Here is a 21,666-nt window from a genome sequence, read left to right as displayed (position 1 = left end):
GCTGTGGCCAGCATCGACGACGCCGTACAGGCCGAGGCCCCCCGCTCCCGGTCCCGGCTGCGCGGTGGGCTGGTGACCGTCGGCACGGTGGCCGCGCTGTTGGCAGCCATGGGGCTGACCGTCCTCGGGTTGGGCGCGGCGGACAACGCGGTGGCCAACTACGACGCGAGTTCCTGGCTGTGGAGCACGGCGCGCAGCGAGCTGGCCCGGGTCAACGGGGTCACCGCCCGGGTGGACACCCGCACGGAGATCCCCGGTGCCCGGCAGCATCCGATGCAGATCACCCAGACCGACCGGCTGCTGATCCTGCGGGACCTTCAGAGCGGGCAGGTCAGTTCCCTGGATCTGGCCACCCTCCAGCTCAGCGCTACCACCCGGACCACCCCCGGCCTGGGCGTCAGTGTGGCCCTGCACGAGGACGCGGCGTTCGTCGTCGACGCCGTGCAGGGCATCGTCCGGCAGCTCGACCCACGGTCGTTGACCCCGGTCGGCGAGCCGGTGCGCTATCCGCCGGGCATCACGGGCGGCACCTTCGACGGTAAGGGTCGGCTCTGGATCGCGGTGCCCAGCCAGGGCACGGTCTCGGCGATCACCGCGGCCAAGCTGCCGTCCGCGCCGGCGACAGCCAGCGCCGGGCTCAGCCCGCAGCGGGTCGAGTCGTACGACGTCGCCGACGCCAGCCACGAGCTGGTGGTCTCCACCCTCGACGACGGGGTGGCGGTGCTCGACCGGACGGCGGGGAAGCTGGTGCGGGTGCAGCGCGGTGAGGTGCACCCGACGGCGCTGACGCTGTCCGGCCCGGCGGCCCTGCCGTCGCGTACCAGCGGCCCACGGGTGCCGGTCACCGTGACCGCCGACCGGCGGGTGCTGCTGGTGGGTGACGGTGGGCAGGAGAGCGCGTTCACCGTCCCGGGTGAGGGGGACCGGCTCAGCCCGGCGGTGGCCTGGGCGAACCGGGTCTACTGCGCCGACGAGGCCACCGGCACCATCTACTCCTTCGACGCGGCGGGTCAACTGGTCGAGACCATCCGCGGGCGGGCCAACGGGCCGCTGGAGCTGGAGGTCCGGGAGAACCACCTGTTCATCAACTCCCCCGACTCGTCGACCGCCCGGGTGGTGGACGACAAGCACCAGGTGCGCGAGGTCAACAAGTACGCCAACGACGTGCTCGGCGGCGACCCGCCGCCGGTTCCCCCGCCGCCGCCTCCGCCGAAGAAGCCGCGGGTGGGCAAGCCGAGCGCGCCGCGCAGCGTCACCGCCGCCGCCGGCAACGCCCAGGCGCGGGTGAGTTGGCGCCCGGCCGCCGCCAACGGCGCCGAGATCATCAAGTACGTGGTGCAGGGCGCCGGGCAGCGCCTGGAGGTCGGCGCGAACCAGCGGGCGGTGGAGGTCAAGGGTCTGACCAACGGCGAGACGTACCGGTTCGCGGTGCACGCCGTCAACGCCAAGGGCGACGGCCCGCCGCGCAACAGCAACCCGGTGACGCCGACGGCGGCGGTGCCCGACCCACCCGCGAGCGTCACGGCGCAAGAACGGCCGGACGGCACGGTCCTCGTCAAGTGGCCGGCGGCGAACGGGCAGGGCAACACCATCGCGAGGTACGCGGTGACGGCCAGTTCGGCGGGGACGAACGCGCCGGCCGGTGAGTCGACCAAGACGGAGCTGGTGGTGCCCGCCGGTGAGCTGGAGTTCGGCACCCAGTACGCGTTCACGGTGGTGGCGGTCAACAGCAAGGGCGCCGGGTCGGCGGCGTCGCCGGTCAGCAACACAGTGGTGCCGTTCGCGGCGCCCGGTCGGCCGCTCGACCTGCGCGCCGGCACGGTCGCCAACCAGCCGGGCGCGGTGACGGTGCAGTGGGCGCCGGCTGAGGCCAACGGTCGGCCGGTGACGAAGTACCTGGTGGACGTCGGTGGGCGGGTCAGCGAGGTGACCGACACCCGCACGACCGTCACCGGGCTGGGCAACGGCCAGAACGTCACGGTGAAGGTGAAGGCGGTCAACGAGGCGGGGCCCGGCCCGGAGGCCACCGCCACGGCCCGCACGGTGGCCGAGCCACGGGTCACTGTGACCGGCTCGTCGTCGACGGCCACCGGGGCGACCGTCACGTTCACAGTGGACGCCGGTGGCGGTCAGGCCACCTGCACGCTGACCACGACTGGCGAACCGGCGAAGACCGGGGCGTGCTCCAGCATCACGATGACGGGCCTGACGCCGGGCACCAGCTACACGTTCACGGTGACGGCGAGCAACGCCGCCGGCAAGGGCACCGCCACGAAGGCGCAGGCCACCCAGGCGCTGTACGGGATCGCGACCTGCCGCAACGGCGCATCCGGGCCCGAGTCGACCTACTGCGACAGCGACCGGGAAGGCCGCAACGGCAACGAGGTCTTCAAGGTCACCCGGCAGGACAACGACCAGCAGGCCGGCTGGGCCAAGCCCGGCACCCGGCTCCAGGCGTACTGCAAGAAGTCGGGCGAAGAGGTCTACGCCTACATCTACAACAACGAGAAGCGCAGCACCTGGTGGGTGCAGGTCAACTACAAGGGGAAGAACTACATCCCGTGGGCCTGGCTCAACCTGGAGGGCGGCGATGACATCAAGGTCCTGCCCACCTGCTGAACCACCAGGCGAGGAGCACCACCGACCGTGAACACCCACGAGCCGCTCACCCAGCCGGAGGTGCAGGGCTTCGCCGCCCTGGCCGCCCGGCTGGCCGAGAACGTCAACGCTGTGGTGCTCGGCAAACCGCAGGTGGTGCGGCTGGCGCTGACCGCGCTCTTCGCCCAGGGTCACGTACTGCTGGAGGACGTGCCCGGGGTCGGTAAGACGACCCTGGCACGGGCCATCGCCGCCACTGTTAAGGGTGAGTGGCGGCGCATCCAGTTCACGCCCGACCTGCTCCCCTCGGACGTGTCCGGCGTGACGATCTTCAACCAGGCGACCCGGGACTTCGAGTTCCATCCGGGGCCGGTCTTCGCCAACATCGTCATCGCCGACGAGATCAACCGGGCGTCGCCGAAGACCCAGTCGGCGCTGCTGGAGGTGATGGAGGAACGGACTGTCACTGTGGACGGGGTCCGGCACCCGGTGCCGTCGCCGTTCCTGGTCGTCGCCACCCAGAACCCGGTGGAGATGGACGGCACCTACCGGCTGCCCGAGGCGCAGTTGGACCGTTTCCTGGTGAAACTCTCCGTCGGCTACCCGGACGAGGCCGTCGAGGTGGAGGTGCTGCGCGGCGCGACGGTGCGGTCCCCCGAGGCGCTCGCCCCGGTCACCGACACCGCCACCGTCGGCGAGATGGTCCGGATGGCCCGCCGGGTGCACATCGCGGAGCCGCTCTACGCGTACGCGGTCCGGTTGGCCGCTGCCACCCGCACCCACCCGCAGGTGCGCGTCGGCGTCAGCCCTCGGGGTGTGATCGCGTTGACCCGTGCGGCGTGCGCGTACGCGCTGATCGACGGGCGGGGCTGGATCATGCCGGAGGACCTGAAGGCGCTCGCCGAGGCGGTCTTCGCGCACCGGCTGCTGCTCACCCCGGACGCCCAGGTGCGCGGGATGACCCCCGCGGAGGTGCTGCGCCAGGCCGTCGCGTCGGTGCCGGTGCCGCTGCCGTCGGGGCAACCCGCTCCGGTGCAGGGCTGACCGGCAGTAGCGCGATGGGAATCACCGCCCGTGGGGTCGGGCTGCTCGTCGCCGCCGTGGTGCTGCTGGGGGCGGGTTTCCGGTTCGCGTACCCCGAGTTGACGTTGCTCGGCGCGGCGGCCGGCGCGGCCGTCGGCTACGCCGCGCTGGTCGCGGCCTGGCGGCCCCGGCTGACGGTGACCCGTCGTGCGGACCCGGACCGGGTGGCGCGTGGCGAGCCGGCGAGCATGACGTTGACAGTGCGCAACACCGGGCGGCTGCGCTCGGCGAACCTGCTGGCCGAGGACCGGTGCGGCCAGCGGACCGTGCCGGTGCCGGTGCTGCGCCTGCGACCCGGCCGGGACACCGAGGTCCGCTACGACGTGCCGACCGACCGTCGTGGGGTGGTGCTGGTCGGGCCGCTGCGGGTGACCCGCCGGGATCCGCTGGGTTTGGTGGCGCTGGCCCGCCCGTACGGTGCGGCGGTGCCGGTCTGGGTACACCCCCGGATCCATCCGCTGACGGCCGTGCCCAGAGGCGCGGGCCGCAGCCTCGACGGTCGGGTGGACGGTGTCCCGCACGGGTCGATCACGTTCGACTCGCTGCGGGAGTACGTGGTCGGCGACGAGTTGCGCCGGGTGCACTGGCGCACCAGCGCCCGGGTGGGTGAGCTGATGGTGCGGGAGAACGTGGACACCAGCCTGCCGCGCCTGGTCGTCCTGCTGGACAACCGTGCTGCCGCGCACCCGCAGCGGGTCGGCGGGGTGGCGGAGTCGTTCGAGTCGGCCTGCGAGGCGGCGGCGTCGGTCGTCACCGCCGCGCACCGCGCGGACCTGCCGGTGCTGCTGCTCATGGTCGCCGCCGAGCCCGCCGAGGCCACGACACCCGGCGGCGAGGCCGGCGGCGCGCTCGGGCCGCTGGACCGGCTCGCCGCCGCCGACCTGTCCGACGACGGTGACGCGGTGCGGGCGGCCACCACCCGACTGCGACAGGACCGGCTCGGCGACACGCTGATCTTCCTGACCGGGCCCGCTGGCCGCGACGAGCTGGGGCACCTTGGCGCGCTGCGCGGGGCGTACCCGTCGGTGGTGGTCGCGGTGTTCGGCGCGGCCGAACCGACCCCGCCGGGCACCGCGGGTCTCGTGGTCGTCGACGCGGCCGACGGCGCGCAGTTCGCCGCCGAGTGGGACGGGGTACGCCGGTGGTGACGCTCGCCGGGCGGGTGCTGCGGGCGGCGGTCCTGCCGCTGGCCCTGATCGGGCTGACGGCGCTCGCCGGGGTGGTGCTCGGCCGGGTGTACGCGGGCAACCTGCTGACCTGGCTGGTGATCGGCGCGGCGGCGGGTTCGGTGCTGGTCAGCGTGGCCGCCCGGCGGCTGCCGTCCTGGTTGGTGGCGCCGGTGTCGGTGGCCGCGATGGCCGGCTGGACACTGTGGTCGCTGCGGATGGCCGCCACCCGCGCCGAGTTGCCGGGCGGCCTGCTGGAGGTCAGCGCGGACGCCGCCCGCAACGGCATCCCCCGGCTGCTCACCGCGATGATCCCGGTGGAGCCCACACCGGACACCGTGCTGGTGCCGGTCGTCGCCGCCTGGCTGGCCGGGCTGACCGGCGCGGAGGTGGCGCTGCGCACCGGCCGGGTGCTGCTGGGCTATCTGCCGGCGGCGGGGCTCTACGCCGCCGCCCTCTACGTGGTCGGCCCGAACGCCGAACCGGCGGTGGGGTCGACAGTGGTGTTCGTCGCGGTCGCGGCCCTCGGCCTGGCCACCCCCACCCGCACCGCGGCGGGCGGCGGCGATCCGAGCGCCGAGCTGACCCCCGGGGTACGCGCGGCGGTGCGACTGCGGCTGGCCACCAGCGCGGCGCTCGGGGTGGCACTGGTGGTCGGGCTGGTGGCGTTGCTCGGCCCGGTCGTCGCCGAGCAGGTCGACGGCCGGCCGGTGGACCCGCGCCGGTACGTGGAGCCACCGCAGGTGCAGACACTCGACGAGAACCCGCTGATCCGCATCTCCGGCTGGGCGCTGCACCCGGAGCAGAAACTCCTCGACGTGAGCACGGAACGCCCCGACGCACCACCCGCCGGCCCCCCGCCGGAGGCCGATCCCGCAGCGGACACCGCGCGCAGTGTGCGGATCCGGTTGGCGGTGCTCAGCGACTACGACGGGGTGACCTGGCGCGTCGGCGCGACGTACCGCAACGCCGGGCGGATCCTGCCGGCCGCTGCCGTGGCCCGCGACAGCACCGTGCGGACGGTACGGCAGCAGATCAGCGTGGCCGAGTTGAGCGGCCGTCTGCTGCCCGCCGTGGCGACACCCCGGGAGGTCAGTGGCGCGCGGGTGGCGTACGACCCGGCGAGCGGGACGCTGATCCGACCGGAGGGGCTGACGCCGGGGCTGCGGTACGCGGTGACCTCCGCCGAGGAACGCCCCGACCAGAATCTGTTGGCCAGCGCGAACGTGCCCGCCGGTGAGGAGGTGGCCCGGGTGCTGCGGGTCGCCGACGGGGTGCCCGACCCGATGCGCCGGCTGGCCACCCAACTCGCCGAGGAGAACGGTGCCCCGTTCGCGCGGGCGTCGGCGATCGAGCAGTTCCTGGCCGAGCACTACCGGGTGGTGGCGGACGCGCCGAGCGGGCACGCGTACCCGAACCTGGGTTTCTTCCTGTTCGGGCCCCGCAACGGCGGCGGGCAGGAGGGCACCTCGGAGCAGTTCGCGGCGGCCTTCGCGGTCCTCGGCCGGCTCTCCGGGCTGCCCACACGGGTGGTGGTGGGCTTCCGGACCAGCGGGCAGGGGCCGGTGCTGGCCGGTGACGCGTACGCCTGGCCGGAGGTGCTCTTCGACGGGCTGGGCTGGGTGCCGTTCGACCCGCTGCCCCGCCCCGACAACGAGCCGCGACCGGTGGAGGAGGACTTCCGCCCGACGCCGGAGGACCCGCCCCCGTCGGAGGCGCCGGCACCGACCGCCGAGCCCAGCGCCTCACCGGAACCGGCGACCGCCGCCGACGCCCCAAACGGCAACGACGGGCTCTCCACGCCGGTGCTGGTCGCCGGCGGCAGCGGCGGACTGCTGCTGGTGGTGGGGGCGCTCCTGCTCACCCTGCTGGCGATGCGCCGCTCGCTGACCCGCGGCCGGCTCGTGCGGGGCGACCCCGGCCAGCGCATCGCCGGCGCCTGGCGGGAGGTCACCGACGCGCTCCGGCTGGCCGGCAGACCGGTCGGCGACGACCTGGCCGCGACCGAGGTCGCCGGCCACGCCCGCCAAACCCTCGCCGATGCCCGTCTCGCCCGGAGCGGAGGTGACGCGGTCGCTGACCCGGGCGCCGTCGCTGACCCGGGCACCGTCGCGCCCAGCGGCACGGCGCAGGCAGACGCGTCCGGCCCGGCCGTCGACGAGTTGGCGGCCCTGCTCAACCAGGTGGGCTTCGCCCCCGGCGCCGCAACACCCGACCAGGCGGCTCGCGCCGCCGAGGTGGCCACCGCCTACGTGGCCACCCTGCGCTCCGCCCGCCCCTGGTGGCGTCGCCTGCTCTGGTCCGTGCACCCCACTCCCCTGCGCCGCGCCCGCCGCTCCCCGCGCTGATCAAGAGCTTTGCGTTGGCAGCGAGCCGGCGCTGATCAGCTCCAGCGCCCACCTCCTGGCCGTCGGACGAGTTCCCCCGCGGTAGCGGCTCAGGCGGTCAGCCGGCGGATGAGTTTGCGCATACCGGCCTGCCAGCCGTCCGGGTCCTCGGCGCGACGGCGCGCGTAGTCGGCGACCTCGGGGTGCGGCAGGATCAGGAAACGTTCCTCGGCCAGCCCGGCGACGGCCGCGTCGGCGACCTGGTCCGGGGTGAGCACCGCACCGGACGCGGCGACCACCCGGGCGCCCAGGTGAGCGTCGGCGAGCCCGTCGGCGAGCATCGGGGTGTCCACCCCCTGTGGGCAGAGTGCGCTGACCCGGATGCCCCGGTCCCGGTAGGTGATGGCCAGCCACTCGGCGAACCCCACCGAGGCGTGCTTCGTCGCGGTGTACGGGGCGTCGCCCACAGCGGTCAGCACACCCGCCGCGGAGCAGGTGTGCAGCAGGTGCCCGCCGCCCCGGACGAGCATTCCGGGCAGCACCGCGCGGGCCGAGTAGACGTGGGCGAGCACGTTGACCCGCCAGGCGCGGTCCCATCCGGCGTCGTCGACCTCCACTCCCCCGCCGGTGGTCACCCCCGCGTTGGCGCAGAACAGGTCGATCCGGCCGTACCGTTGCTCGGTGTCGGCGACCAGCGCGCGGACCTGCTCCTCGTCGGTGACGTCGAGGGCGCGGGCGTGCGCGACCGGGCCGATGCCCTCGGCCACCGCGCGGGCCGCGTCGGCGTCCAGGTCGGCGACCACCACGGCGGCGGCCCCCTCGGCGGCGAATCGGCGCGACAGCGCCGCTCCGATGCCGCCGGCCCCGCCGGTGACCACCACGATCCGGTCGGTGAGGTTCACGCGCTGACCTCCACCGTGGCGGCGCCCAACCGGGCGATGAGGCTGAGCAGAGCGCTCGCCCCGCCGGTGGTGACCTCGGGGGTGGGCAACAGCGCCATGATCGGCACGTCCACCCCGTTGTCGGCGTAGCGGCGCACCTCGGCGCGGCACCGCTCCGGTGAGCCGTGCAGCACCAGCGCGTCGACCACCTCGTCGGGTACTGCCGCGTTGGCCCCGCGCCGGTCACCGGCGGCCCAGGCCGCCCACATGGGCGCGAGCGTCTCGTCGCGGCCGAGCCAACGGTGGAACTCGGCGTACGCCCCGACGGTGAGGTAGCTGGTGATGAGCCGACGGCCCAGCGCCCGGGCGTACACGGTGTCCTCGGTGGGGCAGACGAAGATCCGGGCGGCGACCTCGAAGCCGGTGCGGCGCTCGCCCAGCTCGGCGAGGGCGCGCGGCACGTCGTCGGCGCTGAGCCAGTTGAGGATGACCCCGTCGGCTTCCGAGCCGGCCAGCCGGAGCATCCCCGGGCGCAGCGCGGCGAGCAGGATCGATGGCGGCACCGCCGGTGGTCGTTCCAGCGTGAACCGGCGGACGGTGAACGTGTCGTAGGCCTCGTCGACGGTTTCGCCGGCCAGCGCGGCGCGCAGGAAGCGCAGCACGTCGCGGGTGCGGCGGAACGGCTCGTCGAACGGCACGGCGTTCCAGTCCCGGACGAGCACGGGTGAGGACGCGCCGATGCCGAGCGAGAACCGGCCCGGCGCGGCCTCGGCCAGCGCTGCCGCGCTCATCGCGAGCAGACCGGGGCCTCGGGTGAAGACCGGTGTGATCGCGGTGCCGAGCCGCAGCCCCGGCTGCCAGGCCGCGGCGAGCGCCAGCGGGGTGAACGCGTCGGTCCCGGCGACCTCGGACGACCAGACGTCGGTGAACCCGGCCCGGTCGAGGGCCGCGTAGGCCGCGTCGTGCTGCGCCAGCGCGATCCCGCTCAGCGGCACCGTCATGCCCCATCGATTCGTCACCGATCGATCGTGCCCGTTGACGCGGGCCCGAGCAAGATCCCCGGGTTGGGCAGAATCGCCGGTTTCCGACCGTGCGTGGCGGTGGAAGTGCTACCACTTCGAGGTGGACCGGACCGACGGCGCAGGCCGCTGACCATGGGTTTCAGGGCGGCAGGACACCTGGAGCCGGTCCCCGGGGTGGCCACACCGGGTCGGGCCACCTTCCTGGAACTCTTCTTCGATCTGGTGTTCGTCTTCGCGCTCACCCGGATCTCGGCGCGCGCGTTCGAGGACCTGACCGAGGAGTCGGGCCGGAAGTACATCTGGGAGGCGGTCACCGGCAGCGGCAAGACACTGCTGTTGCTTCTCGCGCTCTGGGCGGTCTGGCAGGGCACCGCGTGGACGACCAGCCGCTACGACCCCTACCGGGTGCCGTTGCAGACCGTGGTGATCACCGCGTTGGTGTGCAGCATGCTGATGGGGGTCGCGATTCCCCGGGCGTTCAGCCAGACCGCGCTGATGTTCGCGGTGGCGTACGTGATCGCGCAGGTGACCCGGCCGGTGATCCTGTCGATCGCGCTGGGCCCGCACCCGTACCGCCGGCTGAAGGTGCGGATGGCGGTGATCTTCGCGGTGAGCGGGGTGCTCTGGATCGGCGGCGCGATGCTGGGCACCAACGGGCAGGTGGCGCTCTGGTCGGCGGCGCTGGCGGTGGAGTACCTGGCGGCCCGCTGTGGTTGGCCGGTGCCCGGCCTGGGCCGCTCGAGAATCTCGAAGTGGGAGATCGCCGGCGAGCACCTGGCCGAGCGGTACCAGCAGTTCTTCCTCGTCGCGCTGGGCGAGACGATCCTGGTGGCCGGTTTCGCGTACAGCAAGGGCCCGTACGAGACCGGGCACGCGTGGGCGTTCGCGCTGGCGCTGGCCACCTCGATCATGCTGTGGCGGATCTACGTGCAGCGGGCCGGGCGGATCCTGGGCGAGGCGGTGACGAAGGCCCGGCACCCCGCCACCATCGGCCGTTCCGCCGCCGACACCCACCTGCTGATGGTGATCGGTCTCGCTTCCACAGCTGTCGGATACGAGCTGATCATCGAGAGTCCGCTGGAGCGGATTCCCGGGCCGTGGCTGGTCATGGTGCTCGGCGGTCCGATCCTGTTCCTGGCCGGGCGGTCCCGCCTGGAGTACGAGGTGTTCGCACGGGTCTCCCCGTCCCGGTGGATCGCCCTCCTGGTGCTGCTGGCGTCGGCCGTGCCGCTGCGGCACCTGCCCGGGGTGGCCGCGACGGCGGTCGGAGCGGTGGTGCTGGCCGCTGTCGCGGTGGCCGACGCCCGTCGGGCCCACGGCGCCCCACCGGAGGCCGCCGCGCCACCGTTCTGAGCCTCGCGTGCCCGCGTCACGGCGGCGCGGAAGGCTAATCTCGGCCGGTGACCTTCTCCCTCGTCGCCCGCTCCGCCGACGGGCGCCTGCACGGCGTCGCCGTCGCCAGCAAGTTCCTCGCCGCCGGAGCGTTGGTCCCGGCCGCCGCCGCCGAGGTCGGTGCGCTGGCCACCCAGGCCCACGTCAACCTCGCCTACCGCCCGCAGGGCCTCACCCTGCTGCGCACCGGGGTGGCCCCCGCCGACGTGGTGGCCGGGCTGATCGCCGCCGACCCCGAGCGGGAGCACCGCCAACTCGGCGTCGTGGGGGCCACCGGTGCGGGTGCCACCTGGACCGGGCCGGCCTGCCATCCGTGGGCCGGCGGGCGGACCGGCGACGGTTGGGCCGCGCAGGGCAACATCCTCACCGGGCCGGAGGTCGTCGACGCCCTCGGCGCGGCCTGGCAGGCGGGAGCGGCACTGCCGTTCGCCGAGCGGCTGGTCGCCGCGCTGCGGGCCGGCGACGAGGCCGGCGGCGACCGGCGGGGCCGGCAGAGCGCCGGTCTGCTGGTGGTCGAGCGCGGCGGCGGGTACGGCGGCACCAGCGACGTGGTGGTCGACCTGCGCGTGGACGACCACCCGGACCCGATCGCCGAGCTGGGTCGGCTGCTCACTGTGCACACCATGCTGTTCGGCCGACCCGACCCGGCGACCCTGCTCGACCTGAGCGGCGCGGTCGCCGCCGAGGTGGCGGCGTTGCTCGGCGCGCTGGGCCACAGGGTGCACGAGGACGGCACGGAAGCGGCGTTGATCTCCTGGGCCGGGTTGGAGAACCTGGAGGAGCGGCTGGTGCCGGGCCGCATCGACCCGGTGGTGCTCACCCACCTGCGCGGTGTCGCCCCGCACGTCCCCGCACCCCGCGCCGCGAGCTGAGCCCGCTCGGCCGCCCAGGTGGCTACGCCGGCTGGCTCAGCCCTTGACCCGGGGCACCAGCCGGTGCACGACGGTGAGCGCCAACGCCATCACCACCGCCATCGTGCCGGCGATCCCGGCGGCGCTGCCCGCGTACCCGACGAACAGGGGACGGCGGGCCAGCTCCTCCGGCCCGGTGTCGCGCAGGTCGAGCAACCAGGACAGGGAGAGCCCGCAGGCCACCAGGGCGAGCACACCACCGAGCCCGAGCACGAGCGCCGCGACCCGGTGCGCGTCGCCGGGGGCGATCTCGGCCTGCTCCCGCTGGGTGACCAGCAGCAGCAACCCGGCCAATGCCGCCCACACACCCACCACCAGGTACGCGGCGACGGCGTCGCTGGGTCGGTGCCAGCCGGCGGAGAGGGTGGCGACTCCGGCGACGGCGGCGTACCCGGCACCGATGAAGGCACCGACGGCTCGTACCTTGCGTGGCAGCACGAGCATCAGGGCGACCGCCACCGAGGCGGCCACCGTGGCGTGCCCGCTCGGGAGGCTGTTGCCCACCGCGGCGCGTTCCGGGTCGACACCGTAGTCGGGCCGGTTCAGCCCGTACTTGAGCAACTGGGTGGTGACGTTCGCTCCGGCGATCAGCAGGGTCGCGGTTATCGCCAGGGCGATCCGCCCCCGGATCAGCGCGATGAACCCGATCGTCGCGGTGGCGGCCAGCAGCGAGACCACCGACATCGCGTTGAGGATCTTGTCGACGGGGCCGTCGATGGTGTCCTGCCCGATCCGGTTGCCGGTGAGGGCGACCGTGTCCACCCACTGACCTATCTCGGAGTGCACGGCCACCCGCCACACGGCGAGGAAGGCGGCCGCCTGGACGAGGGCCAGTACGACCAACCAGACCGCGGTCCAACCCCGTGCCGTCGCGCGCATCCGCACACCGTAGCGGCAGGTGCCGGCGGTCCGACCGGTGGCCCGCCATCAATCGCCGGTTAGGTTGTGCCGGAGGCGAGGAGGCGGTGGTGAGCGGAGTACCGGAGCGCGACGGCGGCCCGACCGAGACCGGCCCGGAGCAGGGTGAAGGCGACAATCCGGGGTCGGCGGGGCCGGTGCCGACGGGCGGCGACACCGGCCCGGGTGGGCCGGCGCGCGCCGAGTCGCTGACGGATCTGCTGGGCGGGCGACGCGGCGCGATCGACGCCACCCTGCCGCCGCTGGCCTTCGCGGTGGGCTGGCTGCTGGGCGGCGAGTCGCTGTGGGGCGGGGTCGGCGCGGCGTTGGCCGTGGGCGCGGTGGTGGCCGGCGTACGGCTGCGCCGGGGTGACCGGCCGCGCTCGGTGCTGATCGGGCTGCTGGCCGTCTGCGTCGCGGCGTTGATCGCGGTGCGCACCGGCCGGGCCGAGAACTTCTTTCTGATCCAGGTGCTGTCGAACGCCGCGAGCGCTCTGGCGTGGACGGTCAGCATCGTGGTGCGGTGGCCACTGCTCGGTGTGCTGGTCGGCGCGGTGCTGGGCCAGCGGGCCGGGTGGCGGCGCGACCCGGCGCTGCTGCGCGGGTACGGCCGGGCCAGTTGGGTGTGGACGGTGACCTACCTGCTGCGGGTGGCCGTGTTCGTGCCGCTCTACCTGGGTGGGCAGGTGCTCGCGCTGGTGGTGGCCCGGGTGGCGCTGACCTGGCCGCTGGTCGCCGCGGCGCTGGCGCTGAGCTGGGTGGTGCTGCGGCGCTCGCTGCCGGCCGGGCACCCGGGGTTGCGTCACCCGGTCGTGCCGCCACGCTGAAAACCCGGTCCCGCGCGGCCGAACTCGGCGCGGCAAGCGGCCGGAATCGGGGCGGGCAAGCGGCCGGACTCGGGGCAAAAAAAGTGGAGAGGCCGCCACGGGGGGAGCGGCCTCTCCGGTGACGTACGTTACTCCGTCACAGACCTCGGTGTGATCCCGCGACGGCCCGAATTTCTGGGCTTTTTCGCGGCTGGCTCCAGTCCGGGCGGTGGGGTGGGCCAGCCGATCCGCTGCGTCGGCCAGATGGCCGGCCCACCCCGGCCTGACCGTGGGTGTCAGGCCGTCCCGCCGGCCCCGGTCCGTCGTTCCCCGGACCGGGGCCGAATCCCGGGGTGGGCGGTCCACGCCACCCACCCCGGGTCGTCTCAGCCGTTCGGGAACATGCTGCCGTAGTCGGCGTACGCCATGGCGACGTCAGCCTGTGCCCAGAACCGGTGGTAGTTGAAGGTCGGCTCCGGACCACCGTCCAGGTACGCCTGCACCTTCGGCCAGTCCGGGTCGTTCTTGTAGAAGGACCGGATGTCGAGGAAGCTCTTGCCGGCGGCGATGGTGTCGCCGTTCGGCATCTTCCCGGTCCAACCCGACGGGACGTAGAGGCCCTGCCCGGTGGACGCGTTGTAGACGTCGTCGAAGCGCCGGTAGTCGCCGCGCGTCTCGGTGGTGGAGACACCCTTGGCGTCACTGGCGGCCGACAGCGCGTCGAGCAGCCCCTTGGCGGTGTTCTTCGCCGCCACGTTGCCCGACTTGGCCGCGTACGCGATCAGGATCCGGGCGTAGGCGGCGGTGACACCGACGTCCTGGCCCTTGCTGATGACCTCGACGTGCAGGCCGGTGTTGGGCTGCGGGTTGGACGGGTTCCAGGTGGTCGGCTGACCGGTCCACGCCATGTCCGACGGGATCGACCAGTTGGTGCCGAGGGTGGTGTTGGCGATCGCCCAGGGCACCCACTTGTCCAGCAGCGCCTTGGCCTTCGCGTTGCCGGTCTGCTGGTACAGCTCGGCGATGCGCTGCATCGACCAGGCCTGCATACCGAACCACTGGTTCGACGGCGGGTCGTTGTAGACCGGGTCGACGTCGTAGAACATGCCGTAGAAGGTGCTGGTCCCGGCCGGCGGCTGGGCGTAGCTACCGTCCCAGCTGTTCGTGGCGCCACCGGCGATGCCACCCTCGGCGGACTGCAGCCAGGTGTAGAACTCCAGCTGCCGCTCGAAGCTCTTGGTCCAGTCGGCGACCGCCGTCGACGACTGCGGCTTGAGCTCCGGGGTGTTGGTCAGCGCCCAGGCCGCGAACGGGTTCTGGTAGCCGAAGTGGTTGTGGCTGGAGCCGATCCGCCAGGACCAGTTCTGGCTGGCGTCGTACGCGCCGCCCCAGGCGTAGTACCAGGACAGCAGGTAGTGCGCCGAGTCCTTGCCGCTGCCGGCGGGGCAGGTGCTGGCCCCGACGCAGTTGCCGATCTTCTTGAAGTACTTGTCGAACATCGCGTACCGCAGGTAGTCGCCCATCTTGGCGGCCTTGGTGATGGTGGCCGCGACGTCGGCCTGCTTGTTCTGCGCCTTGGACCAGGTCAGCGCCCAGTACGCGGCCTGCACGGCGCGGGCGTCGGCGTCCGGGGCGTTGGTGTACTTCCACTGCTTGGCGGGGGCGCCGGTGTCCTTGACGAACAGGTCGAGGTAGCCGTACTGACCGCCGTGCTTGAAGGTGTCGCAGGAGGGCTGCGGGATGGTCTCCCACACCGACTCCTGGGTGCCCCGCTGGAAGGTGTTGATGTAGGCCGGCTTGGTGGTGCCGTCACCGCAGCGGCCGAAGCCGTAGGTGTTGTCGACGTCCATCAGCCAGTGCATGCCGTAGATGTCGCCGGTGCCGTAGGTGGACTGCAACTCCGAGCGCAGCGGGTCCTGACCGACCGGGACGTTCGGGTTCAGCGCCGACGGGTACTGGCTGGGCAGGTTGTACTCCGCGGCGTACTGCGGGGTGCCCGCGGAGCCGGCGGTCGGCTGGTCGGCGTGCGTGGGAATGATGTACTTCTCCATCACCGTCCAGGCGTTGTTGAACGGGGCCCAGTTCTGGGTGACCTTGCCGTAGTAGGCCTCCAGCCAGAGCCAGAAGCTGAACGCCTCCGAGGTGGTCTCGTGGCCGTGGTCGGGCGCCTCGACGATCAGCGTCTCCACCGAGTGGTACGGCACGCCCTCGGGGCTGAAGTAGCCCGAGTTCTTGATCTTGCCGTACTGCTCGAGGAACTTCGCGGTGTAGGCGTTGTCGCCGCCGGGGGTGTCGTTGTCGATCTCGGTGGCGCTGACCGCCAGCGAGGCGAGACCGGTGGCGGACGCGGTGATGGTGGCGGCGCCACCGACGGTGTCGGCGTCCTCCGCCGCGGCGACCGTGACGGTGACCCCGGTGTTCCAGTTGCTCGGGGTCAGCGTGACGGTGGCCGGCGAGACCGTGACGTCGGTGTCACCGGTGCGGGTGAGGGTGACCGGCACGTTGGCCGTCGGGGCGGCGCTGAGCTTCAGGTTGAAGGTGGCGCTGCCACCCTCGGCGACGCTCACGGCGGACGGGGTGGCGACCAGTGTCGGGCCGGTGGCGGCCCCGACGGTGAACGCCTTCTCGTCGACCCCGATGCCGTTGGCGTTGTCGTACGCCTTGGCCTGGACGGTGTAGCTGCCGGCCGGCAGGTCCTCCTGCGTGTACGCGTACGGGGCGGAGGTGTCGGTGTTGATCAGCAGGCCGTTGCGGTAGAACTCGACCTTGCTGATCGTCCCGTCCGGGTCGCTGGCGGTGGCCGTCAGCGGCACGTCGGCCGGCGCGGTGAACGGCCCGGTCGGCAGGCCGAGGGAGACCGTCGGCGGCTGGTTGGCCGGGGTGCCGTTGCAGGGGGTGCCGTTGAGCGTGAACGAGGTGGGCTTCGGGTTGCTGCCCGAGTGGGCGCCGTTGAAGCCGATGGTGGTGGAGGCCCCGGTGGCAAGGTTGCCGTTGTACGACTCGTTGGTCGCGGTGACCTCGCTGCCGGTCTGGCTGTATCTGGCCGACCAGCCCTGGGTGACCCGCTGACCGCTGGTCGGGAAGGTCCACTTGAGCGTCCAGTTGCTCACCGGGTCACCCAGGTTCTTGATGGTGACGTTCGCGGTGAAGCCGGTGTTCCAGTCGTTTGTCGCGTAGACCACGTCGCAGGCCGGTGCGGCCTGTGCGGCGCCGGCAGGCAGGGTCACCCCGCCGATGGCGAGCAGCGCGGCGGCGGCGAGCGCCACGCGGCGGCGTATTGCCAGTTGTCTCATGTGCGCGGTGTCTCCTCGGACCAGGCCGGGATGGTCCCCGGCGAGGCGCCTGCCCGCGAGGGTGGTGGTGGTCCGCGGGGATGTCGAGGCGCCGGGAAGGTGGTCTTCCCCGGGCCCGGCCGGGGTAGGGCGGTCGCGGCCCGCACGGGAGGGGGTCCCGCCGGCTGCGCTCGGGTGACCGTGACCGGAGCTGGCGCTGCCGGTTGCCCTCGGTGGACCCGCACTCACGCGATGTGGCTCCTGTCGCGTCGAATCGACAGTGTGCCATGGAAGCGCTCCCACAACAAGCGCACGGAGCGCTGGATCAGCTCCTTGTTTCGATCTCGTTTTGGGTCTTTCACAAAGGCGTGACGGGCGTTACAGTCGCAACATCGGTCGATGGGAGCGCTTCCATCGACAAGGTTCCAACAAGAAGATCGCTGGGGTCGTCCTGACGAGCCCAGGGAACCAGACCGAGGGCCGACGACGGGCCAGCCCGGACGCCGTCGTCAGCCATCGTCCCGCCACAGGGAGGGAGGTGGAACCAGAGCCACTCGCGTGGCCCGGCTCCCGCGCGACACGCACGGCAGGACCCAAATTCCGCCCGTGTGTGTGCAGTTACGGTGGGGACGGGGGTTGCCCTCCCCCGTCCCCACACTAAACCCCCGTACACGATAGGAAAAGAGGCCGACGGGACAGGCGCGCCGCGCCGCCCGGACGGCCTCGTTCGCTGCTCGGGGCCCACACCCGCCTCCCAACCGCCAGCGCCGGCCGTTCTGACGGCCGGCTGACCGGCCGGCAGCGTCTGCCCTATCATGGGAGCGCTCCCGAATCTTTCGGCGGTGGCCCCGTATCCATGAGGAGAATCCATGTCGATACCTACCGGGCCCGCCGGCCCGCTGCGCTTCCCGGACAACTTCGGCTGGGGCGCGGCCACCTCCGCCTACCAGATCGAGGGCGCCGCCAAGGAGGACGGGCGCGGCGAGTCGGTCTGGGACACCTTCAGCCGCGTCCCAGGTCGCACCCGCAACGGCGACACCGGCGACGTGGCCATCGACCACTACCACCGCTACGCCGAGGACCTCGACCTCATGCGCGACCTCGGGTTGCGCAGCTACCGCTTCTCCATCTCCTGGCCCCGGATCCAGCCCGACGGCACCGGCACGCCCAACCAACGCGGCCTCGACTTCTATCGCCGCCTCCTCGACGGCCTGCACGAGCGCGGAATCACCCCGATGGCCACCCTGTTCCACTGGGACCTCCCGCAGGCGCTCCAGGACGCCGGCGGCTGGGAGTCACGCGACACCGCCCACCGCTTCGCCGACTACGCCGACGTGGTCTTCCGCGCCCTCGGCGACCGGGTGCCGGCCTGGCTCACCATCAACGAACCCAAGACCGTGGTGCAGAACGGCTACCTCACCGGCCACCACGCCCCCGGGCGGCAGGACCCGGACGCCGCCTACCTGGTCGCCCACCATCTGCAACTCGCCCACGGGTACGCCGTCGCCGCGCTGCGCGCCACCGGCAGCGACAGCCGCATCGGCCCCGCGCTCAACCTGCACCCCTGCTACCCCGCCGACGACTCCCCGCAGGCTGCCGCGGCAGCCCACCTCTACGACGCCTACGAGAACCGCCTCTACCTCGACTCCCTGCTCAAGGGCAGCTACCCGGAGGACCTGCTGGCCGACCTGGGCCCGCAGAGCCGGATGGCCCAGGGCATCCGCGACGGCGACCTGGAGACCATCTCCGCGCCGGTCGACCTGCTGGCGGTGCAGTACTACACCCCGATCTACGTCACCGGCGACGGCGGCACCACGCACCGCTGGGAAACCTCCGAGGCCGAATGGCAGCAGATCTACCCCGAGGGGATGTACGACCTGCTGACCCGGATCACCCGCGAATACGGGCCGATCCCGCTCACCATCACCGAGAACGGGCTGCCCACACCGGACACCCTGGGCGCGGACGACACCGTCCAGGACACCGGGCGGATCAGGTTCCTGCGCGACCACCTCACCGCCGCGCACCGGGCCATCGCCGAGGGAGTGCCGCTGGAGAGCTTCCACGTCTGGTCACTGCTCGACAACTTCGAGTGGGACCAGGGCTACGACCAGCGCTGGGGCCTGGTCTACGTGGACTACGCCACCCAGCGTCGGGTGCTCAAGAACTCCGCCACCTGGTACCGCTCGGTCATCGCCGACGGCGGCTTCTGAACGCGCCGCCACCCGGACGCCCGGGCCCGGACGGCTCGGCTCGGGTGAGCCGCGACCGTCCGGGCCTCGGCCGGCTCATTCAGCGGGGCAGCGCCTGCTGCAACTCCGCCCGCAGGGCCGGGGTGAGCATCTCCCCCGCCTGCTTGGCCAACCGGGCCATCTCGTAGCCCACCACGCCGATGTCCGCGTCACCGGCGGCCAGCGTGGCCAGAATCGAACCGTCGCGGATCTGCATCACCAGGAAGTAGCCCCGGCCCATCTCGACCACCGTCTGCTTGACGATATCGCCGTCGAACATCGAGGCCGCGCCCGCGGTGATACTCATCAGCCCGGAGGTCACCGCGGCGAGCTTGTCCGCGTTGTCACGCGGCAGGTGATCGGAGATCGCCACCAGCAGCCCGTCGGAGGAGACCACCACCGCGTGCGCCACACCCGGCACCCGCTCCGCGAACGCGCTCACCAGCCAGCTCAGGTCACGCGCCTCCTGGCTCAACGTCGTCACTGTCGTCGTCCCCCTTCGTCGTGCCCCCCGGACGGTGGCACGGGTATCTCGGTGGTGTCCTCAGCCTCGGCGCGCCGTACTCCGCTGTAGAGCCGCGAGAGCATGCCGCCGACCGCCTCCGGGTCCGGGTCGGTGCGGGTCGGTGCCGTCATCGGTTGTGCCGAACGGGTGACCGCGCTCAACTGCGCCATGGGCACCCGCACCGGCAATCCCCGCTCATTGGTGCCGGCGGTCACCGGGATCGTCGGTGGCGCCGCCGCGGCGGGCACCACCGGCGCTGGGCCCTGCCGCGAATACCAGCCCCCGCCGGCACCGCGAGCGGCGGCGGGGGTCAGCACGTCCTCGGCGCGTACCGGCACCGGGCGGCCCTGACGCGGCACGCCGACGCCCGGCGGGCGGCCGGCCACCGGCAGGTCCCGCACCGCGCCGTTCACCATCGGGGCAGCGGCCGGCCGGGCGGCCCCGGGCTGCGGAACCACCCCTCGTGCCGCGCTCGCCGCCAGCATCCGCGCCGACGGGGGCGCGTCCAGCTCCACGCTGCCCGGCGGCGCCAGCAACTCCGCGGGCAGGGCGAGCCGGGCGACCAGGCCGTCCTCGCCGCCCTGCAACCGCACGCGGACGCTCAACCGGGCCGCGAGGTGACTGACCACGAAGAGCCCCATCCGCTCCACCGCCGCGACGTCGGCGGCCGGAGGGCTGGCCAGCACCTCGTTCGCCTGCACCAACGCGGTCGGGCTCATACCCAGACCCCGGTCGACGATCTCGATCAGCGCACCGCCCGCCTCGACCCGGGCGGTCACCACCACGACGGTGTCCGGGCGGGAGAAGGCCGTGGCATTTTCCAGCAGCTCGGCCAGCAGGTGCACCAACTCGCCGACGGCATGCCCGACCACGTGCACGTCAGCGACCGACTCGATCCGGACCCGCTGGTACTGCTCGATCTCCGCGGCGGCGGCCAGCAGCACCGCACCGAGCCCGACCGGCCGGTTCCACCGGCGGGTGGAGTCGGTGCCGGCGAGCACCAGCAGGCTCTCGTCGTTGCGGCGCATCCGGGCGGCCAGGTGATCGAGCTTGAACAGGTTCTCCAACTGGTCCGGGTCGCTCTCCTCGCGCTCCAGGTCGTCCAACAGCTCGAGCTGACGCTCCACCAGCACCTGGCTGCGGCGGGCCAGGTTGACGAACATCGCGTTGACGTTGCGCCGCATCAGCGCCTGCTCGACGGCGACGGTGACCGCGCTGCGGTGAACCGCCACGAACGCCTCGGCCAGCTCGCCGATCTCGTCGAGTGAGCGGACCACCGCCGGCGCGACGTCGATGCGCGGCACCCCACCGGTGACGGTCTTCAGCCGGTCCAGGGCGTCCGGCAACTCGACCTGGGCGATCCGCAATGCCTGGCTGCGCAGCAGCCGCATCGACCGGGCGACCGAGCGCCCGATGAGCAACGAGATCAGCAGTGCTGCCAGCAGGACCGTGACCACCCCGCCGACGACCAGCAGGGTCGTACGCAGCTGATCGTCGCTGGCCTCCTCGGCCTGCCGGACAGCGTCGTCGAGCACCCCCGCCTCAAGCTGACGCAGTAGCTCCTGACGCTGCTGGCTGGCCGACCACCACTGCTCCGACGGCAGCACCTGCGGCGACGCGCCGCCGGAGGACAGGCTGCGCTCCTCCAACCCGGTGGCGACCAGGAACATCGGCGACACCGAGGTCTCGTCGTAGCGGCGGATCTGCTCACTGGTCGCGGCCACCCGGAACGCGCCGAGCGCGGTGAGTTGCTGACCGCGCAGGTCGGCGAGGATCACCCGGTCCTCGGTGCCGTACGCACCGGCGCGGGCGGCGGCGTAGAGCTGGGCCCGCACCCGGGAGGAGAGCTCCTTGACCCGGGCCAACTGGACGTAGCGCAGCACCGCGTCGTTCAACGCCGGCTGGTTCTGCCCCGGCGTCGGTTCGGCCAGCAGGTCGAGCAACGCCCCGACGGCCCGGTGGTAGTTACCCAGGATGGTCTCGGTGCTGAGCACCGCCGGTGGGATCGCCGAGCGGATGTCGACCACCTGGTCGTACGCCTCCAGCGCCTCGGAGAAGGCCACCCGCCAGGACGCGTCCGCGTCGGCCAGCGGCTCGGCGGCGCGGCTGAGGTCCACGATGGCCTTGTCGGTGGCCTCCTGCAACGGCTTCAGGTCGTTCGCCGCGGCCTGCCGGTCACCACCTTTACGCAGCTCACCCAGCTCCCCCGCCGAACGGTCACGCTCCTGCTGGAGCTGGTGCACCGCCGCGGTGATCTGCCGGCCGATGCCGACCTGACTGGAGAAGTCGTTCAACGCCGTCGTCCGCCCCACCAGGGTGCTGGTCTGCACCCCGGCGAGCAGGAGGAACGCCATCGACGGCACCAGCAGCACCGTGGCGAGCTTCGTGCTCATCCGCCAGTCGCGCAGCCGGAACGGCGACCGCCGTCGATGCGGAACGACCCGGACATCGAAGCGACGTCGGCGATGGTTCGACACCGCGCCGTTCGCCGGGTCGGGACCTGCCGCCACCCTGCCTCCTCCGTCCTACCGCGTCCACCGCGGTCGGGGGAGCGCAGTCCATCCAACCAGGCTCG

The 21,666-nt window shown here is 72.9% G+C and carries 14 protein-coding genes; 8 read left to right on the top strand and 6 right to left on the bottom strand.

Annotated elements, in window-relative coordinates:
- Positions 1-3: 3 nt before the first annotated feature.
- Genes ACGF3C_RS31120 through ACGF3C_RS31105 form a run of 4 tightly spaced genes read left to right on the top strand, consistent with a single transcriptional unit; the run spans position 4 to position 7,195 of the window.
- The gene (locus ACGF3C_RS31120; protein ID WP_357230167.1) at positions 4-2,619 is read left to right on the top strand and encodes a fibronectin type III domain-containing protein; all 2,616 of its coding nucleotides are present in this window, start codon (positions 4-6) and stop codon (positions 2,617-2,619) included.
- 27 nt (positions 2,620-2,646) lie between these two features.
- Entirely contained in the window at positions 2,647-3,642 is a 996-nt protein-coding gene (locus tag ACGF3C_RS31115) for a MoxR family ATPase (RefSeq protein ID WP_124777372.1), read from the top strand.
- Positions 3,643-3,656: 14 nt separating this feature from the next.
- The gene (locus ACGF3C_RS31110; protein WP_357230165.1) at positions 3,657-4,829 is read left to right on the top strand and encodes a DUF58 domain-containing protein; all 1,173 of its coding nucleotides are present in this window, start codon (positions 3,657-3,659) and stop codon (positions 4,827-4,829) included.
- Positions 4,805-7,195 carry a transglutaminaseTgpA domain-containing protein gene (locus tag ACGF3C_RS31105; protein WP_393227280.1) on the top strand — a complete coding sequence of 797 codons (2,391 nt, stop codon included), beginning with the start codon at positions 4,805-4,807 and terminating at the stop codon, positions 7,193-7,195. The genes ACGF3C_RS31110 and ACGF3C_RS31105 overlap by 25 nt, the downstream gene beginning before the upstream one ends.
- 89 nt (positions 7,196-7,284) lie before the next feature.
- Here ACGF3C_RS31105 and ACGF3C_RS31100 read toward each other — a convergent pair whose 3' ends face one another.
- Together ACGF3C_RS31100 and ACGF3C_RS31095 are read right to left on the bottom strand one after the other, a co-directional pair.
- Complete coding sequence (locus tag ACGF3C_RS31100; RefSeq protein ID WP_357228325.1) at positions 7,285-8,076, bottom strand: SDR family oxidoreductase; 792 nt, start codon at positions 8,074-8,076, stop codon at positions 7,285-7,287.
- On the bottom strand, positions 8,073-9,056 hold the full coding sequence (locus ACGF3C_RS31095; protein ID WP_357228346.1) for an LLM class F420-dependent oxidoreductase: 984 nt from the start codon (positions 9,054-9,056) through the stop codon (positions 8,073-8,075). The genes ACGF3C_RS31100 and ACGF3C_RS31095 overlap by 4 nt, the downstream gene beginning before the upstream one ends.
- Before the next feature lie 153 nt (positions 9,057-9,209).
- Between ACGF3C_RS31095 and ACGF3C_RS31090 the strand changes: the two genes are divergently transcribed.
- Both ACGF3C_RS31090 and ACGF3C_RS31085 read left to right on the top strand, forming a co-directional pair.
- Entirely contained in the window at positions 9,210-10,430 is a 1,221-nt protein-coding gene (locus ACGF3C_RS31090) for a low temperature requirement protein A (RefSeq protein ID WP_357228328.1), read from the top strand.
- Positions 10,431-10,477: 47 nt separating this feature from the next.
- A complete protein-coding gene (locus ACGF3C_RS31085; protein WP_357228331.1) occupies positions 10,478-11,341 on the top strand; it encodes a DUF1028 domain-containing protein in 864 nt (287 codons plus the stop codon).
- A gap of 36 nt (positions 11,342-11,377) precedes the next feature.
- Here ACGF3C_RS31085 and ACGF3C_RS31080 read toward each other — a convergent pair whose 3' ends face one another.
- On the bottom strand, positions 11,378-12,265 hold the full coding sequence (locus ACGF3C_RS31080) for a phosphatase PAP2 family protein (RefSeq protein ID WP_357228334.1): 888 nt from the start codon (positions 12,263-12,265) through the stop codon (positions 11,378-11,380).
- 170 nt (positions 12,266-12,435) lie between these two features.
- On the opposite strand from ACGF3C_RS31080, the gene ACGF3C_RS31075 reads away from it, so the two are divergent.
- Positions 12,436-13,104, top strand: coding sequence for a DUF3159 domain-containing protein (locus ACGF3C_RS31075; protein WP_357228349.1), 669 nt, complete (start codon positions 12,436-12,438; stop codon positions 13,102-13,104).
- A 365-nt stretch (positions 13,105-13,469) separates the two neighbouring features.
- On the opposite strand, the gene ACGF3C_RS31070 is transcribed toward ACGF3C_RS31075, so the two are convergent.
- Positions 13,470-16,376: a glycoside hydrolase family 48 protein gene (locus ACGF3C_RS31070; protein ID WP_393227278.1), complete on the bottom strand. Its 2,907-nt coding sequence runs from the start codon at positions 16,374-16,376 to the stop codon at positions 13,470-13,472.
- Positions 16,377-17,224: 848 nt separating this feature from the next.
- Between ACGF3C_RS31070 and ACGF3C_RS31065 the strand changes: the two genes are divergently transcribed.
- Positions 17,225-18,568, top strand: coding sequence for a GH1 family beta-glucosidase (locus ACGF3C_RS31065; protein WP_355008392.1), 1,344 nt, complete (start codon positions 17,225-17,227; stop codon positions 18,566-18,568).
- A 79-nt stretch (positions 18,569-18,647) separates the two neighbouring features.
- Here ACGF3C_RS31065 and ACGF3C_RS31060 read toward each other — a convergent pair whose 3' ends face one another.
- Both ACGF3C_RS31060 and ACGF3C_RS31055 read right to left on the bottom strand, forming a co-directional pair.
- Positions 18,648-19,061 carry a roadblock/LC7 domain-containing protein gene (locus tag ACGF3C_RS31060; RefSeq protein WP_355008432.1) on the bottom strand — a complete coding sequence of 138 codons (414 nt, stop codon included), beginning with the start codon at positions 19,059-19,061 and terminating at the stop codon, positions 18,648-18,650.
- A gap of 5 nt (positions 19,062-19,066) precedes the next feature.
- Complete coding sequence (locus ACGF3C_RS31055) at positions 19,067-21,601, bottom strand: nitrate- and nitrite sensing domain-containing protein (RefSeq protein WP_393227276.1); 2,535 nt, start codon at positions 21,599-21,601, stop codon at positions 19,067-19,069.
- Positions 21,602-21,666 lie beyond the last annotated feature (65 nt).

The organism is Micromonospora sp. NPDC047762 (assembly GCF_043204655.1).
In the GTDB taxonomy this organism is placed as follows: Bacteria; Actinomycetota; Actinomycetes; order Mycobacteriales; family Micromonosporaceae; genus Micromonospora.
Note: the sequence above shows the minus strand (reverse complement) of the source record. Positions and strands in the feature narration are given on the sequence as shown.